Here is a 16,578-nt window from a genome sequence, read left to right as displayed (position 1 = left end):
ACTACGGTTATGCTTATTTAATTCTTTTGGCTTAAAAAATTTAAATATAAACTTTTGATTGTAGCTGGCTTAACTTTTAACAAAAAAAGAGAAAAAGCTGTAAAATTGGCTAGCTGCACTTTTAACCAATTATTTTCATTGTATTTACGAGCAGAAACAGTCATTTCAAATGGAAGAACATGAAAATCAGTTTTTTGACGAATTCTTCTCACCAAATCAAAGTCTTCCATCACCACAAAGGATTCATTATATCCACCCATAGAGAGGAATTGATTTTTGTCAATAAATAAACTTTGGTCTCCTCCTCCTGCAAAAATCCCATTGAATTGGGTAAACCAAGAATTGAACTGTAATAGACGGCTGTTCGAATCAAACTTATATTTAAAGCATCCAGGTGACTTTATAGCTTTATGATTTTCTACTATTTGCTTGGCGAAGTTAGGCACAGGCCGAGTGTCAGCATGAACAAAATAGAGCAGGTTTCCTTTTGCTGATTTTGCTCCAAGATTTAATTGAGTGGCTCTGTTGGCAACAGGTGAATGTATCAGCAAAACACCAAAAAAATTTACAATAGCTGTTGAATTATCTTCAGATCCTCCGTCAACTACAATGATTTCTGAAAGTGATTCTCCACCATTTCTTTGTAGGTAAGGAATCAGTTCTTTCAGATTCTCGGCCTCATTGAGACAGGGAATGATCACAGAAATTTTCAATCCATCAGTCAACTCTTCGTTTTATCGAGTAATTCTTGATATTGTTTTCCAACACTACTTTTTCTAAAACTCCTCCTTCGTAATAAAAACGATTCATATTTCCATTTACATCAATTTCGTAAACGCCCTTTTCGATCTCCCGCACCTCTGTTATCATACCGAAGTTTTCGGAAATTAGAATGTCACCGTCTTTGGGTTCATGAAAATAAAGTTTTGCAGGAGTGCCATAAACAGCCTGATTGATGGGAGATTCATTGTGAAATTTGTACGAATTGGCATCTATATCGTAGTGGTCTTTATTCCAATTTATAGTGGTCACAAAATTGCCTCGATTCGAATCTGACTTGGTAGTCGCTTTCATCAATTGTCCATTTTGGAAATTGACATTCTGTAGAAATTCCACATGGATTTTTCCAAAAAACCAGAACTCCACTTTACTATGGATCTGATAATCCTCAACTTTTCCTGAAGTCGTTTTATCAGCCTGCATGGTACCAATTGTGAAACCAGCCAAAACGATATCGTAGGTGTTCGTTTTAGTTTGGCCGAAACCATTAACACTTATCCCAATCAGTAGGGAAATGAGTACAATAAGAAAACTTGTTGGTTTATAGCGTTTTAGGGACATATGCCTAGAAGTAGAAATTGCGGGTTTGATTTTGCGTTACTTTCAACAAATAAATTCTAAGGTAAGATGGCGCGTTTCCTTTAAATTACCCAAATTTTACAGTAATAGGTTTGTTAAAGTTTGTCTTTAAACCGGTCCCAATCTTCCTTGGTATCCACATCAGAAAGAACGGGCAACAAGTCATAGGTAATGGACTCTCTCTCCAAAAAAGAAACGGTCAGGGCTGTCACTTGGTCTGTACTCCATGGAATTCCTTCGAATATACCCGAGAATAAACTTCGCATTCCAAGTAAGTAATATCCACCGTCTTGAGCTGGACCTATCACGACCTCATGATTTCTTAATTTTTCAAAAGCCTCAGAAATTAGCTCAGGGGTAATCTCAGCGCAATCGGTCCCTATTATTACCAAACGATCATATTTCTCTTCGAAAAGCTGATCAAAGGCATTCTTCATTTTATCTCCCAATCCCTCGCCTGACTGTAGTTCAAACCTATAATCTCTAGGATAAGTTGAAAGGTCTTCTTCTAAGGAATTGGTAAAAAAGAGAACCTTATCTGCTACACTTTGGGAAGTTACTTTATGGGTGTATTTAACCAAGCTTTGATAGGCTTCAAAAGCTGCTTGGTCTCCTATTGTAGCTGCAAGCCTGGTTTTCACCTTACCCAATTCGGCATTTTTCTGAAAAATGATTAATCCATCCTTCATATCAAGTTGTAGTTCCTCCGCAACTTGACCCAGCTCCTGCCGTGCATCCAAAGCAATGGTTTTTAACGATTATTTCACGGTCTGTAAGTGACTGGTGATTCCAATCTCTGATGTGCTGAGAATCTTCAGCAGAGACTTTAAGCTCCAGCATTTGATTGAAATCACAATCGTATAAATAACCATCCCATCCCACAGAAATGGTATTTCGGCACATCACTCCAGCTGCAGCTACAGGATTGTAACTTTCTATCAACTTCTCCATATAACCTTCATAATTATCACTTCTCAGCAGGTATTCTAGGAAACGACTGATTGGAAGATTGGTAATCGTAAAAAGTGAATTGAAAGTGATTCCAAATTTATCAGCAAGCCGCTTTTTAAATTCAGCTTCCAATCCAGCTTGAGCTGCAGGCATAAATGCACCTGAAGGATTATACACCAAATTCAAAATCAATCCCGAGCCTTCTACCCCATAGCCTTGCTCGTTTAGAAGTTTGAGGGCTTTTATGGATTTGTCAAAAACTCCATCTCCACGCTGGGAATCTGTCTTCATTGCAGTAAAGTAAGGCAATGAGGAAGCAACCTCTAGCTTATGTTTTTTGAAAAACTCAGGTAAATCATGGTACTTCGGATTTGCCAGGATGATCGTAAGGTTACAACGAACGATAATGTTTATTTCAGAATCTATAGCTCTGATAGATTCCACAAACCATCTGAAATCAGGATTCATTTCAGGAGCACCTCCTGTCAGATCCACTGTAGTAACTTCATGGTTTTTTATAACCTGCAGACATTCCTGCATGGTATCACGGGTCATGATTTCTTTGCGGTCAGGTCCAGCATCCACGTGACAGTGTTTGCAAACCTGATTGCACATTTTACCCAGATTTATTTGCAGGATTTCAATCTGGGTAGGTTTTAAAGGATATAGATTGGAACTCTCTAGTTCAACGGCGAAGCGATTTCCTGAAAAGGATGGCATATCCATTTCTAAGACTTCAATTTCCTCTTCTGAACTAGAGAGCCGGTGATTTTGTGCTTTGAGTGACTTCATTAATTACATGGAAATTTCCTTCACTTTATTCATCATTTGCGTGGCGTGAACCAGCGATGCGCCTCCTCTGATAGCTGCAGCTACGTGAACAGCTTCCATCATTTGTTCTTCATCACAGCCTTTTTCCATTGTATCTGTAGTATAGGCATCGATGCAATATGGACATTGAATGGTATGCGCGACAGCAAGAGCAATTAGGGATTTTTCTCTCGCGGTAAGTGCACCTTCAGCAAATACTTCTCCATAGTAGTCAAAAAACTTGTCAGCAAGAGGCTTTTGGAACTCAGCTATTTTACCAAATTTCTTAAGATCTTCAGGGTTGTAGTAAGTTTTCATGGTGGGTGTTTTGGTTTTAATTTATGTACGAGGTAAAAGTAATAGTTGGACTTACAACTGTCATTTTTTCAATTGGGTTTACAATGAACGATAATTTCACAAAGATTTTGAAAAACACGAACTGAAAGGATGACTGAACGTTATATTGGTGAATTGAACTAGAACTTTTAAACAATTAACAACATGGCATTACGATTAGGCGATACGGCCCCAAACTTTACGGCCGACACCACAGAAGGAAAAATTGACTTTTACGAATATTTAGGAGATGGATGGGGCGTCCTATTTTCCCATCCTGCAGATTACACTCCCGTATGTACCACAGAATTAGGAGCTGTTTCTAAGCTCAAAGATGAGTTTGCAAAGCGAAACACCAAAGTATTAGCTCTTAGTGTAGATGGCGTAGAAAATCACAAAGGCTGGATTTCTGATATCAATGAGACACAACACACTGTTGTCAACTTCCCAATTATTGGGGATGAGGATAGAAAAGTATCAGAATTGTATGATATGATTCACCCAAATTCCAGTGAAAATTTTACGGTTCGTTCAGTATTCATTATTGGAAATGACAAGAAGGTGAAACTGATTATTTCTTATCCAGCAAGTACAGGCAGAAATTTTGATGAGCTGCTAAGAGTGATAGATTCTCTTCAGTTGACTGCAAATTACTCTGTAGCTACTCCAGCTAACTGGAAGCAAGGTGAAGATGTAGTGGTATCCCCCGGCATCAAGACCGAAGATATTCCAGCCAAATTCCCTAAAGGTCATAAAGTGATCAAACCTTATTTGAGAATGACTCCTCAGCCAGATTTATAAACAACTGGTATTCAATTAAAAAAGGCTTCCAATCGGAAGCCTTTTTAAATCTTATTTTTATCTAAATCTTAAGATTCTACTAATAGAAATTTTGCTTTGGCAGCACCTTCTCTTACTGATTTAGCGTGTTGATATCCTTCTGAATTATACCAAGCTTCGGCTTTTTCTTTTGTAGGAAACTGAAGCATCACCAAGCGTTCATGATTCCACTCTCCCTCCAATACTGTCACTGGATTCCCACGGAGGACAAACTTTCCTCCAAAAGCAGATACTGTGGCTGGCGTTAGTTGCTTATAGGCATTGTATTTTTCGGGATCTGTGATATCAACTTCCACAATAACAAAGGCAGGCATGATTATAATTTTTTAATGATTGACGAATTTACTTTAAATCTGGGGCTCATTCAAATCCAACTCCGGCAGCGAACCTGGATTTAGCATATACGATCTTTCTTTTGGAAAACAATTCATTCAGGGTTACTCTGGCATTGAATAAGCTAACCTCTCTAGAGTTAACCAAAAACAAGCTACTTTCTCCAATCTCAAATCTCCTGACTTCACCCTGCAACAACATTTCCAAAGCAATTACATTTCTAGCATAGGTGTTAATCTGAGCGTTTATTGCCTCCCATCCATTCAATTCATTTTCTAATTTGGTTCGGAGCTGGATTTCTTTGAGCTCCCGGGAATTTTGTTTAAAATCAATCTTCGCTTCTGCCATGCGAGTTTGCCCTCTTGCTTTTCGCCACATCAGCGGTGTATAGACCGAGAGTCCCCATTTATAGTTGTTTTCATAAAAGCCTGCTTGGTCAAACTGATTGAACTCTTCTGAAAGAAAATTATACTTCAGTTTTACTACCGGAATGATCTGCTGAGCTTTTAGTCTCCTATCCACATCCAAACTTGCCAGTTCGAAGTCAGCTATCATTAACTCAGGATGACTAGCTACCAGGGTGCGCAACTCAGCTTGATTTAAAACAAGTGGCTCATCTGGTTGCAAACTTTCTGGGATTGTTCCTGGGTTTAGTGCTATAGGATTTCCTGTTTCATCCCAAAGAAAATTATTGAGGTCCTGCATACGAATAAAAAGCTCATTTTCGGCTTTTTGAAGGTTGTATTGTCTATTTAAAAGTTGAGTAGCAGCCTCTACCGTATCGATAGCGGGAAAATCTCCCTGCTCGTAACTAATCTTTACACCTCGAAATCTTACTTCCGCCAGTTCTACGCCTTCTGCCTGTAATTGCCTATTAGCAAATGCCAGAGACCAGTTCCAATAGGCATCGGTTGCCTGTAAATAAAGCTCATTTAATAGGCCGATCCGCTCAGATTCCGTGGATTGCTGGTAAATCTGAGCCTTTCGCAATCCAGCTCTTCTATCATCTAAAATCAAACCTTGTCCGAGGTTGATCGATGCTCCAGCAGAAAGTAGCCCTCCAGAGGGAACCGAATTTTCAGGGTTGAGGTATTGTCCGGTGTTTTGCTCAAAAGCTCCATTAAGTTCTATGCCTGCCCAAGTAGGAATGGAAATACCTGCCTCTCTCTTGTCATAATAGCTCTTTTCATCATAGCTCTTTTCATCCAAATTACCATAAAGTAAGGGATCAAAGCCACCTCTTGCAGTTCGGACTTCCATGTCTCCCATTGTCAGCAAAATATCTGCTTGGGCAGAAATAGGATGGTAGGATTGAACCCAGTCCAAATACGTCTCAAACTTCAGCGTATCAGCATTTTGCCCGTAGGCAGTTAACCCGAAAATTAAAAGTAAGAAAGTAAAATACAGTCTTCTCATTTCTCTCCTTTTGCTATTTGTTCTTTCTCTTTCCTGGTATAGAAGTCCGCAGGGAAACCGTTCAACTGACGCCAGATCTCGTACCATACCGGCACGTCATTCAATAAGGCTATCCCATCTGCCCCAGATCCTACCCGCAACACTGAAGGCCAAGGCTCTTCTTCAGGATCTTCTGCTACTAGTACTCTGAATTGATTGGATTTGCCAGCAAACTGATCGACAGCTACAATCACCCCACCAAAAGTTCCGTTGGAGATTCTAGGCCAACCGGTAAATACGATTGCAGGCCAGCCATCAAAGATGAATCGCACTTTTTTCCCTACTTCCATCAGAGGCAAATCCACTGGAGAAACATACATCTCCACGGCTAATTCCCCATTTGAAGGCACAATATTTACTATCTGGTCCCCTTCTTTAATTGTCTCTCCCAAACCGACTTGTATAGCTTCAGCAATGAAACCATCCTGAGGAGCCAAAATATGTCTGAAACCAGTTCGGGCTTCATAGTTCGAATATTGATTTTCCAGTTTTGTCGCGGAGCCTTCCGCATCATATTGACTGGATTGGGCAGTGAACATATCGGATTCTGCTTTTGATAACTTGTCTCTGAAGTCGTTATCGATCGCATCAAGCTCCAGCACCGCAGAGATGTATGAATTCCTACTACTTAAGAGGTCATTTTCTGCACTAATTACGCTGGCCTGTACCTCCTGAAACTTCAATCTGCGAGTCTCTAGGTCAGTCAGAGAGCGTAAGCCTTCTTCATAGAGTTTTTCTGCCCTGCCTAATTGTTTTACACCTATCTCAAAGTTGACTTTAGCCTGCTCAAATCGAATACTATCAGACTCCACTTTCAATTCGGCCATTTCCAGTTTATTTCTAGCCTGCTCTTTTCGTAGGATATTGTTTCGCTTCAGCGCTTCTATTTGACTTTCCAAGGCCTTGACTTTTTCTTTGTATGAGAGTGCAGATAGATTTTTGGCTTGTACCTGCAACTGCGTTCTAGGCAGGAGCAAGGAATCGAAATACTCATCTTTGATCTCTGAGATACTTACAATAGTATCCCCTTTGGACACGAAAGCTCCTTCATTTATATACCATTTTTCGATCCTACCAGCGATCACTGAGTGAATAGTCTGAGCACGGTGCTCCGGCTGCAGCATGGTCACATATCCTTTGGAGCGAATGTATTGAGTCCAAGGAAGGAATAGGATAAGAAATACCACGCAGCAGGACACAAAAAGAATTCTAACTCTTCTTTTTTTCTGCTTAGTAGCAACGGTCATTGTCAGGCTTTCAGCATGATCAAAATGACTCCTATCTAAGATCTTATTTTCAGAGATATTTAACATTTTCTTTAGGTGTTAGGGTTTAAAAAATTTTGATATCCAGCTTGGTTGCCCTGAAATATCAGCTGACCATTGTCCATCACGATTACCTGACTCGCAGAGCGGACCACCTCTGGGTCTTGAGTCACCATCAACAGGGTCCAATCACCCTGAAATAAATAAGCCTGAACCCGCTCCTTCACATCTAGATCTAGATGCTGCAGTGCATTTTCCAAAATCATAGCTTTGGGATGACCTACAAATGCTCTAGCCAGCATAATTGCCTGTGCCATTTTTCTGGAAAGCCCCCTGCCCTCTGGTAGCAAAACCGTATTCAGATCATCCGGTAGTTGGTATATAAACTCCTTCAAACCGACTAATTCAATAAGAAATTCCAACTGCTTAGGATCAATATCTCTTCCTACTAGAATGTTCTCGGATATCGTTCCGTGAAATATCTGCTGTAGTTCCATGCAGTCCCCTACTACGGTTCGGTATTTATCCAAATGAATCAGATCCAGAGACAGATCATTGATTTTGATAATTCCCTGGTAGGTTTGATAAAGTCCAGAGAAAAGTGCCAACATGGCGCTTTTACCACTGCCGCTTTTTCCTGTGATCACAGCCTTCGTGCCGGGCTCTATAGTAAGCGAGACTCCATTCACTATGGGGCTACTCACATCTCTAGGCTGGAAAATCACATTTTCCATTGCTAACTTGATCCCGTTGGATACTTGAGTGATGTCTTTCTCTGACTCCTTGTGATCTTCCAACTCAATATCCATGACCTGACCAAGTTTCTCTGAAGCCACCAGCGTGTCATACACTGTTTCGAGGGAAAGTATTAGCTTTTCCACAGCATTCACTACCATCAGAATGATCACCTCCGCTGCCACAAATTGTCCGATACTGATCTGCTCATTGATAAGCAACAAACTTCCTGCTATCAGCAAGCTGGTAACAATCAGCACTTTGAATCCAATCAGAACTTTGTACTGCAGAATCAGAACAGAAAAGTGATTCGATCTGAAATCTATGTATCGTTTGAGTAATTTATCTACCCGGAGAATCGGAAGCTTGGAATTCCCTCCCACGAGTTTAAAGGTGTTTAAAGTTCTTCCAATCTCCTCCAACCAATAGGCAGTTTCGTATTTATAGGTGGATTCCTTCAGCGCAGTAGCCATACCTTTTGGGCTGGTGAAATAGAAAATAGTTATTAATATCAATACCAGTACGATTCCAAAAAGGATAAACGTCGCATGGTAAAAGGAAAGTAAAATCAGTCCAAAAATAACCTGGATCAAGGCTGTAGAATATTCTACCAGAATCTTAGAGACACCTTTTTGAAGATTCACGGTATCGAAAAAACGATTTACTATTTCTGGAGCATATGATCCGTGGAGAAGCTCTGACTTGATTTTTGGTAATCTGTAAGCCAGAGAAAGTCCTGATTTTGCAAAAATTCTCTGCTGCAGTTTCTCCGTGATCTGCAACTGCGAAATCTGCAAGAATCCTCCAAATGCGATACCAGCTCCCACTACTATTACCAGTATCACCCAAGAAGTAGTGATCCTACCACCCAGCACGAAATTCAATATAGCCTGAATTCCCAGTGGAAGTGTAAGAGCCACCAGACCATTCAAAATCGCATAAAAATAGATAGAATAAACTTGGTCTTTTTCCTCTTTCAGCAGATTGAAGAATCGCTTCATCGGAGTGGTTGTCTTTGTATTAATCATTGGAAATTGCCTTTAAAATCAAATCTTCAAAAAAGACCAGACGGTTTTCTGAATCTAGGGATTTCTCCGTCATGCCCGGTAAGTGTTTGGCATTGAACGCATGAAGTAAACTAGACTCTATCACCGTATAAGCCAGGGTTTTTGGAAAAGGATAAGTTGGGTTAATTTCATAAATCAATTCAGAAATCCGCTCTCCGAAATTGTAAACTTGGGCGAATATTCCACTTTCATGCTCCACATCTACTGTCTTGGTAAGATATCCTTTTAAGGATTCATTGACTACGATACTACGTAGGTTTTCTGGGTCAATGTGTGCATTTTTCATGAAAACAGGTCCATTCACCATGAGTTTCATCGCGATAGAAAGCCGGGCTTTACTGCTCTCCAAATTTGCAGTGGCATACACATAGTTAACTTCCATCCATGCCCAATACCATGCCGTAAGATAAAGCAACAACATGTGCTTATTCTCAAAATACCGATAAACCGCTGCTTCTGTCACTCCGATGTGTACGGCCAGTTTTTTGAAGGTGAAATTTTCCATCCCCAAGTTACAAATTAGAATGGCCCCTTCTTGCACGATAGAACTACCCAACTCAGAGCTAAATGGTTCCTTCAGGTAGAGATTATCGTGAACCTCCATCTTGATGTTATTCAACAAATTCTCCATAAAAGACTTTTGACTATCCTGATAACGCATAGCTGTTAAAAAAGTTAATAAATCTTTCAAATTGTTAGTAATACTAACAGACTATCGGGAAATTCATGAATCAACTCTAGGTCCTCCTTTCTTTGAAGTATATAGATATGCCCATCCAATCAACAAGGGATGAATAATGATCAATCTAACCCATCCTATCCAGGGAGCTACGCAAAGCCCATTTTCAATACAGGAATTAAGCTGGATAAAATAGACATGAGATGGAACAAAAGCGATCAGCATCAGAATTATTCCCCATGCCGATAACCAGCGGGTTTTACCAAATAAAAGCCCTAAACCCAAACCTATTTCAGCTATTCCCGCTAAGATGTTAACCAGGGAATGATTTGGCAGATAGTCAGGTATGAGTTGAATATATCCTTCAGGATTTAAAAAATGATTGATCCCCGCGAGTAGGTATATAATCGCCATCACATATAAAGATATAGTCTTGAATTTATTCATCTTGCTTTAAGGTAATCTAGTTAGAATCACATTTTTGTAGGAAACCTAAATCGGGTATCTTTCTGCCTCGATGACAAGAAACACTACCTTTTTCAGTTTAACTATACGTCCCTGGGTTTTTTGGCCGCCGTTTATCCTGTTAATTATAGCTGTAGCCAGCAGCATTCTTTTTCCTGACTCATTTATTTCCGTTTTCAGGAATATTCAGCAACTCATATTAAGTAACTTTTCTCTAGGTTTCAGTTGGGTATCTTTTCTGATGACAATATTGACTGTTGTTGTATTGTTTTCACGCTTGGGCAACTATAAAATCGGTGGAAAAAACGCTAAACCAAGATTGACTAGAATTAGCTGGTTTGCAATTGTCCTCTGCACAACCATTGCGGTTGGAATCTTGTTTTGGGGAAGTGCGGAGCCACTCTCCCATTTCCTTTTCCCGCCTGATTTTAAGGGTTTTGAACCTGGGTCAGAAGAGGCTAAGTCTTTCGCCATAGGCGCTTTATATTTTCACTGGGGGTTTACACCATATGCGATTTATGCAGTTCCTGCCTTAGTTTTTGCTTTAATGTATTATTCAGGTAAAAGCCGCTTTAGCCTTGGCATCATGCTCAGGCCGATTTTGGGAAGTAAACCGCATCGACACTGGGAAACTGGCTTGGATATGTTTAGCCTCTTTGCTTTAGTATCAGGAATGGCTGCGGCTCTTGGAGCAGGAATCCTGAGTCTATCTGGCGGATTTCTAGCTTTTTTACCCGAGTTAAACCCCTCATTACTTACAGGGTTGATCACCCTTGGGATTATAGTAACGTTCATTATCTCAGCTTCCACAGGGATTGAAAAGGGAATAAAGAATCTCTCTTTATTCAATTTGGGCTTCTTTTTTCTGATCGCTAGCCTATTTGTGCTATTGGGGGAACAGGGGAAAATAATGAATGCCATACTTACTGGCTTCAGAGAGTACGCGTCAAATTTCACAGACTTAAGTTTGCAACTGAGTGGGGCAGGAAATAGCTGGACCTACGATTGGTCCACTTTCAATTTTGCAATGTGGATGGCCTGGGCTCCTATGACAGCTTTATTTCTGGGCAAAATAGCGGTAGGTAGAACGGTAAGGGAATTCCTTTTAGTCAACTGGTTTTTACCAGCTCTTTTTTGTTTGGCTTGGATGGGAATATTTGGAGGAACAACGGTGGATTTTGCCTCCATAAACCCTGTCCTATACCAAGACCTTTTCCAGACTTCGGGCCCAGAATCCATCATCTATCAGGTATTTAAGGATATGGGCTATTTCAAAGTTTTTGCGCAGCTTTTCATCCTTGGCATTTTCATATCCTATGTGACAGCGGCAGATTCGAGCACCGATGCCTTAGCCAGTATTAGCATGAGCAAGCAAGGTGGAGATCCATTTCGCTCAGATACTAATCTGAAGGTGATTTGGGGAGTTTTAATAGGATTCCTGTCCTGGGTGATGATCAACTATTCAGGAATCGATGGGGTTCGAATTCTTTCAGTTATCGGAGGTTTACCAGCACTTTTTTTCCTGCTTCTGGTATCAATTTGCTTGATTTTGATTCTGATTTCGCCCAAAAAATATTTAGAAAATCAATAACCCCGGTATTTCAATTTACCCACATTATAGAGATATAGCACTTTGGAGTAGCGAAGCATTAATGGCAACAAAATCACATTCGAAACAGCAACCATAGTCAGATACATCCAAACTTCTGGACGCTCCATCAATACATTCAGCACCACCATAGTGGTGATTACCAGCGCTACGGAGAATGCATAACTCACGTACATTGCTCCGTAGAAAAAATCCGGTTCTGCATGAAAATTGGCTCCGCAAACCGAGCAGGATTTATTGACATCAGACAATTTGCGATAGCTATAAACAGGTACAGAAAACAAATCTCCTTCGTGGCACTGTGGACATTTTGCCTTAGCAACTGCCTTAATGGTACTTTTATTACTCATATCTGATTTGTAATGGAAATAGGAAACGCTAAAAACGAAAAGACTTAGCTACAAGTTTGATCAGCGATAGATCTCATCGATATCGTAATCCTTGCCTATCCCCCATTGAAGAAGTTCTTCAATCGTGTAAAATTCCAGGGTGTCGAGATCCTTTACTTTGAAGTTTGCACCTCTCAAGCGAGCAATAATCTCAACTTGCCGTACCTCTCCCATGTTCACTAATTGGTACTTTCTACCCACACGCAGGTTATCTAGCGCTATTGGCATATATCTTATGCTTTTTCTTTGATCATAACGCCAACAGCTTCAAAGGTAATTTCACGCTTAGGCTCAGTAATCGCGGCAACTTCTTCCTTGCTCATTCCGCCATCTTCAGCATAATGTCTCAAAGTCTCCACATCTGTTTCTGTCAAAACAGCTACGCCTTCCAAAATGATAGGATATCCTTGAGAAGTAGTAGGGACAAAAAATCCATAGTCCTTGAAAGTCACTCGCATGCTTTCTCCATTGGGAAGATCCATTGTCAGCCAACATCCTTTTTTGGTACAAACCTCTTTGATCTCTCCAGCGATTTTTCCTTCAAAATTCCCTTCCTTTTCTACCACAGATATCATCTCTGAAGGAGATACTACACCTGTATCTTCAAGATCTGCTCCGTATTTACCAGGAATTTCTTTAGTGGAGCTTTCTTCGGTAACTACTTCTTCTACAGCTGAGTCAGCCTTTTGGTTTTGGCAAGAAGTGCTCAAAGCAATTACTAACCCGAGTATAACTAAATATGATTTCTTCATGGCATTATCGATTTATGCTCAAAAATACGCCGAAGTTTTGGAGAGAAAAAGAAAAGCTCGAATGTTTGGCAAACTTATGAGAATTCGAAATTCCAGCCTATTTCGCTTATTTTTTACAAAAAAATCGATTGCGAAAAAGATTTGAAACAATTTTTTCAATAAAACTTCAATTTTTTTAACAATCCTGTAATTTTACGCCAGAATTAACCTATTGACCCTGCACATGCCTCACCCAACGAAGTTCATCATTGATTTTGACAGTACTTTTACCCAAGTGGAAGCCCTGGATATTCTGGGGGAAATCAGCCTTCTCAATGATCCAAAAAGAGAGGAAAAACTACAAGCGATTAAGGATATCACGGACAAAGGTATGGAAGGCAATGTGACTTTCCGTGACAGTTTGATCCAACGAATTGATATTCTCAAAGCAAACAAATCTCAAATCACAGATTTGATCGCTGCCTTGAAAAAGAAAGTCTCCAAATCCTTTGAACGCAACAAGGAATTCCTTCAGGAAAATGCGGATAATATCTACATAGTCTCCAATGGATTCAAGGATTTTATTATTCCTATCGTAGGAGCTTATGGCATTCATAAAGACAATGTATTTGCAAATGAATTTGTCTATGATGATGCGGATAATATTATAGATTTCAACCGTGACAATCCCCTTTCCCAGAATAATGGAAAGGCAGAAACCATCAAAAAAATCAACCTTGAAGGTGAAATCTATGTGATAGGTGATGGATATACGGATTATGAGATCAAGAAATCCGGTCTAGCCAATAAGTTTTATGCATTTACTGAAAATGTAAACCGTCCTAAAGTAACCAAAGAGGCAGATCATATCGCGCCTAGTTTGGATGAAATCCTATACGTCAATAATTTGAACACGAAATTCTCTTACCCAAAAAGCAGAATCAAGGTATTGCTCCTTGAAAATGTCCACCAAATCGGTGTCGATTTACTCAAAGAAGAAGGCTACGAAGTAGAGGTTGTAAGCTCGGCTATGTCTGAGGAAGAGCTGTGCGAGAAAATCAAAACAGTCTCCATCATCGGTATTCGATCCAAGACTAACATCACGCGTAAAGTTTTGGAAAATGCCAATCGACTGATCGCTGTGGGTGCATTCTGCATCGGAACCAATCAAATCGATCTGGAAGCCTGTCAGGAGAAAGGTATTGCAGTTTTCAACGCACCTTTCAGCAATACGCGTTCTGTCGTGGAAATGGCAATTGCAGAAATCATCTTCCTGATGAGAAATTTTGCAGATAAGACAGTTTCCATGCACGAAAGTAAATGGGATAAATCTGCTTCTGGAAGCTTCGAGATCAGAGGTAAAAAACTAGGAATTATTGGGTACGGAAATATTGGCGCTCAGCTTTCAGTTCTTGCTGAAAACATGGGATTGAATGTTTTCTATTACGATGTAATCGAGAAACTGGCTCTTGGAAATGCTACTAAGGTTGATTCTTTGGATGAATTATTAGAAACCTGTGACATCATTTCTCTTCATGTCGATGGAAGAAAGGAAAATCATAATATCCTGAGTAAAGAGAAAATAGAAAAAATGAAGCCTGGCTCCTACTTGGTAAACCTAAGCCGCGGCCATGTGGTGGAAATTCCTGCTGTTCGGGACGCCATCCTTTCTGGAAGATTAGCAGGATGTGCATTCGATGTGTTTCCTGAAGAACCTAAGAACAATAAAGAGCCATTCGTTTCTGAATTGATAGGTCTTCCAAATACAATCTTGACTCCTCATATCGGAGGAAGTACGCTGGAAGCACAAGAGAATATTGCCCGATTCGTTCCTGGTAAGATCATGGAATACATCAACACAGGCAACACCTACAACTCTGTAAACTTTCCGAATATACAGTTGCCTTTCTTACAAAATGCGCATAGACTGATTCACATTCACATGAACGAACCTGGTGTTTTGGCTAAAATCAATCAAATCCTGGCAAACTTCGAAATCAACATCGTGGGTCAATATTTGAAGACAAATGAGAAGATAGGATATGTCATCACGGACATCGACAAAGCTTACTCAAACGAAGCCATAGATGCTCTGAAGCATATTCCGGGCACTATCCGATTTAGAGTACTTTACTAGGATTTAAGCAATTTCTAAAATCAAAAAAGTCCCATTGATTCGGGACTTTTTTGGTTTCTATAGTTTTATAATTTCTACTTATCCAACATCCGTCTGTGATAATTGATCTGACCTAAGTGATAGCTAAAATGGCCAAAGAGGTGAATCAGGAAAAAATTGTGGGACATCTTACTGCCGAATACTTCCAACGGATAATCCTTTACCAACATTGACTCATCCAATCCTTCCAAACTAGCGGTTACTACATTTTGAAGTTTTTCCACCATTGCTATCAATTCCGCTTTCGGGACATTTTTACCAGCGAACTCAAATTCCCTATCTCGGGTGTAATCAAATCCACCTATTTCTTTTCCTACAAAATGAGACATATTCCCCACTAAATGAAGGCAAAGGTTACCTGCCGAATTGGTAATGTCATGTTCCACTTTCCATAGATTTTCTTCCTTGGAATAGTCGTTGATTTCTACTTTCAGCCGCTCTATATCCCGCTCAAAAAGTCTTATTAATTCTTCAAGTATCATAGTATTGTATCTTTCTCAAACTTCAAATAGGCCTTAGCCATTTTTTCATCATACTTATTTGTAGCATAGGCTGGGCCATTGTAGCAAGCGGCAAATTTCGCCCAATTCTTAGCCTGTAAATAGTCCAAACAACCGTTCTTTAAAATATAACGCCCAAATACCTCTAGGTGATTTCTCTCATGGATGTACATATCATCAACAAATTGTTGAACGGAAGGATATCCAAGCGGAACCGCGTGAAATCCCATCACCTGATAACTTCCCCAAGATGCAGAAGCTAAAGCCGCCTCTCTAAATCGAGGGTCAGGAGAAATACTCGCTGCTTGTTCCAGGCGTTCGTATTCTCTAGATCCACCTAGGTAATGCTTTTTAGTGTAGCTTTTATACAGAACGTGTTCATTCGTACTGTTGGCAAAATCCTCCGGATTTATTCCTCTAGCTTTCAATTGTCTCCAAAAAATATGGCCCTCAAATAAAATCTTTGGCCTTCCATCTATAAAAAAACCTTTTCCTGAGCTCTCAACCTCATTCACAGCTTTGACTGCAGCGAGATCCACCTGATATCTTTTTGCAAAATCAATCAAATCTTGCTCACTTAGAAATATGCTGCCAAACACATCTGCAGGCTTAGTCTTATCAAAAAGCAACGTCCAGGTTTTGATCCCAACTTCCCCATCCACTACGAGTTGGTTCTTACTTTGAAAATCCTTGACGGCGACTTCTGTCTCTATTCCGAAATACCCCGAAGATGGAGTTTCATAACCAATCTTTCGTAAGAGCTCTTGTAAAAATGATACAGATGAGCCTCTTGATCTGAGCTTTATGTATTGCATTGCTAGTAGGTTTAAAAATAAAAAGTACTCCAATGTAATTGAAGTACTTCGAAATAGCAACTG

At 40.0% G+C, this 16,578-nt stretch carries 19 protein-coding genes; 3 read left to right on the top strand and 16 right to left on the bottom strand.

Annotated features, from left to right (window positions below; translation table 11 throughout):
• Positions 1-17 precede the first annotated feature (17 nt).
• The 5 genes from BM386_RS03135 to BM386_RS03115 all read right to left on the bottom strand — a co-directional run bounded on the left by BM386_RS03135 (position 18) and on the right by BM386_RS03115 (position 3,438).
• Positions 18-725: a TIGR04283 family arsenosugar biosynthesis glycosyltransferase gene (locus tag BM386_RS03135; protein ID WP_244545446.1), complete on the bottom strand. Its 708-nt coding sequence runs from the start codon at positions 723-725 to the stop codon at positions 18-20.
• Complete coding sequence (locus BM386_RS03130; RefSeq protein ID WP_091691584.1) at positions 718-1,341, bottom strand: DUF6134 family protein; 624 nt, start codon at positions 1,339-1,341, stop codon at positions 718-720. Before BM386_RS03130 ends, BM386_RS03135 begins: the two co-directional genes overlap by 8 nt.
• A gap of 113 nt (positions 1,342-1,454) precedes the next feature.
• On the bottom strand, positions 1,455-2,048 hold the full coding sequence (locus BM386_RS03125) for a TIGR04282 family arsenosugar biosynthesis glycosyltransferase (RefSeq protein ID WP_091691583.1): 594 nt from the start codon (positions 2,046-2,048) through the stop codon (positions 1,455-1,457).
• A gap of 1 nt (position 2,049) precedes the next feature.
• The gene (gene arsS / locus BM386_RS03120; RefSeq protein WP_091691582.1) at positions 2,050-3,102 is read right to left on the bottom strand and encodes an arsenosugar biosynthesis radical SAM (seleno)protein ArsS; all 1,053 of its coding nucleotides are present in this window, start codon (positions 3,100-3,102) and stop codon (positions 2,050-2,052) included.
• Positions 3,103-3,105: 3 nt separating this feature from the next.
• Entirely contained in the window at positions 3,106-3,438 is a 333-nt protein-coding gene (locus BM386_RS03115; protein ID WP_091691581.1) for an arsenosugar biosynthesis-associated peroxidase-like protein, read from the bottom strand.
• A gap of 183 nt (positions 3,439-3,621) precedes the next feature.
• Between BM386_RS03115 and BM386_RS03110 the strand changes: the two genes are divergently transcribed.
• Positions 3,622-4,257: a peroxiredoxin gene (locus tag BM386_RS03110; protein ID WP_091691580.1), complete on the top strand. Its 636-nt coding sequence runs from the start codon at positions 3,622-3,624 to the stop codon at positions 4,255-4,257.
• Positions 4,258-4,325: 68 nt separating this feature from the next.
• Here BM386_RS03110 and BM386_RS03105 read toward each other — a convergent pair whose 3' ends face one another.
• The 6 genes from BM386_RS03105 to BM386_RS03080 form a co-directional block, all read right to left on the bottom strand.
• Entirely contained in the window at positions 4,326-4,610 is a 285-nt protein-coding gene (locus tag BM386_RS03105; protein ID WP_091691579.1) for a DUF1330 domain-containing protein, read from the bottom strand.
• Positions 4,611-4,656: 46 nt separating this feature from the next.
• Positions 4,657-6,045, bottom strand: coding sequence for a TolC family protein (locus tag BM386_RS03100; protein WP_091691578.1), 1,389 nt, complete (start codon positions 6,043-6,045; stop codon positions 4,657-4,659).
• Entirely contained in the window at positions 6,042-7,397 is a 1,356-nt protein-coding gene (locus BM386_RS03095; protein WP_091691577.1) for an HlyD family secretion protein, read from the bottom strand. Before BM386_RS03095 ends, BM386_RS03100 begins: the two co-directional genes overlap by 4 nt.
• Before the next feature lie 5 nt (positions 7,398-7,402).
• The gene (locus tag BM386_RS03090; RefSeq protein WP_244545445.1) at positions 7,403-9,112 is read right to left on the bottom strand and encodes a peptidase domain-containing ABC transporter; all 1,710 of its coding nucleotides are present in this window, start codon (positions 9,110-9,112) and stop codon (positions 7,403-7,405) included.
• Positions 9,105-9,812, bottom strand: coding sequence for a TetR/AcrR family transcriptional regulator (locus tag BM386_RS03085; protein WP_244545444.1), 708 nt, complete (start codon positions 9,810-9,812; stop codon positions 9,105-9,107). Before BM386_RS03085 ends, BM386_RS03090 begins: the two co-directional genes overlap by 8 nt.
• A 63-nt stretch (positions 9,813-9,875) precedes the next feature.
• On the bottom strand, positions 9,876-10,277 hold the full coding sequence (locus tag BM386_RS03080) for a DoxX family protein (RefSeq protein ID WP_091691576.1): 402 nt from the start codon (positions 10,275-10,277) through the stop codon (positions 9,876-9,878).
• Between the two features lie 70 nt (positions 10,278-10,347).
• On the opposite strand from BM386_RS03080, the gene BM386_RS03075 reads away from it, so the two are divergent.
• Complete coding sequence (locus BM386_RS03075) at positions 10,348-11,886, top strand: BCCT family transporter (protein ID WP_091691575.1); 1,539 nt, start codon at positions 10,348-10,350, stop codon at positions 11,884-11,886.
• Here the strand turns inward: BM386_RS03075 and BM386_RS03070 are convergent.
• From BM386_RS03070 to BM386_RS03060, 3 genes are read right to left on the bottom strand one after another with little or no spacing between them, the layout of a single operon-like run.
• Complete coding sequence (locus BM386_RS03070; protein ID WP_091691574.1) at positions 11,880-12,254, bottom strand: DUF983 domain-containing protein; 375 nt, start codon at positions 12,252-12,254, stop codon at positions 11,880-11,882. The genes BM386_RS03075 and BM386_RS03070 overlap by 7 nt on opposite strands.
• 60 nt (positions 12,255-12,314) lie before the next feature.
• A complete protein-coding gene (locus BM386_RS03065) occupies positions 12,315-12,521 on the bottom strand; it encodes a hypothetical protein (protein ID WP_091691573.1) in 207 nt (68 codons plus the stop codon).
• A 5-nt stretch (positions 12,522-12,526) separates the two neighbouring features.
• The gene (locus BM386_RS03060; RefSeq protein ID WP_091691572.1) at positions 12,527-13,045 is read right to left on the bottom strand and encodes a DUF4920 domain-containing protein; all 519 of its coding nucleotides are present in this window, start codon (positions 13,043-13,045) and stop codon (positions 12,527-12,529) included.
• 223 nt (positions 13,046-13,268) lie between these two features.
• Between BM386_RS03060 and serA the strand changes: the two genes are divergently transcribed.
• On the top strand, positions 13,269-15,161 hold the full coding sequence (gene serA, locus BM386_RS03055; RefSeq protein ID WP_091691571.1) for a phosphoglycerate dehydrogenase: 1,893 nt from the start codon (positions 13,269-13,271) through the stop codon (positions 15,159-15,161).
• A gap of 74 nt (positions 15,162-15,235) precedes the next feature.
• On the opposite strand, the gene BM386_RS03050 is transcribed toward serA, so the two are convergent.
• Entirely contained in the window at positions 15,236-15,682 is a 447-nt protein-coding gene (locus BM386_RS03050; protein ID WP_170857019.1) for a DinB family protein, read from the bottom strand.
• Positions 15,679-16,515: an N-acetylmuramidase domain-containing protein gene (locus tag BM386_RS03045; RefSeq protein WP_091691570.1), complete on the bottom strand. Its 837-nt coding sequence runs from the start codon at positions 16,513-16,515 to the stop codon at positions 15,679-15,681. The genes BM386_RS03050 and BM386_RS03045 overlap by 4 nt, the downstream gene beginning before the upstream one ends.
• Positions 16,516-16,578: the final 63 nt, after the last annotated feature.

The organism is Algoriphagus locisalis, from assembly GCF_900116615.1.
Lineage (GTDB): Bacteria > Bacteroidota > Bacteroidia > Cytophagales > Cyclobacteriaceae > Algoriphagus > Algoriphagus locisalis.
This window is presented reverse-complemented; position numbering and strand designations above follow the sequence as displayed.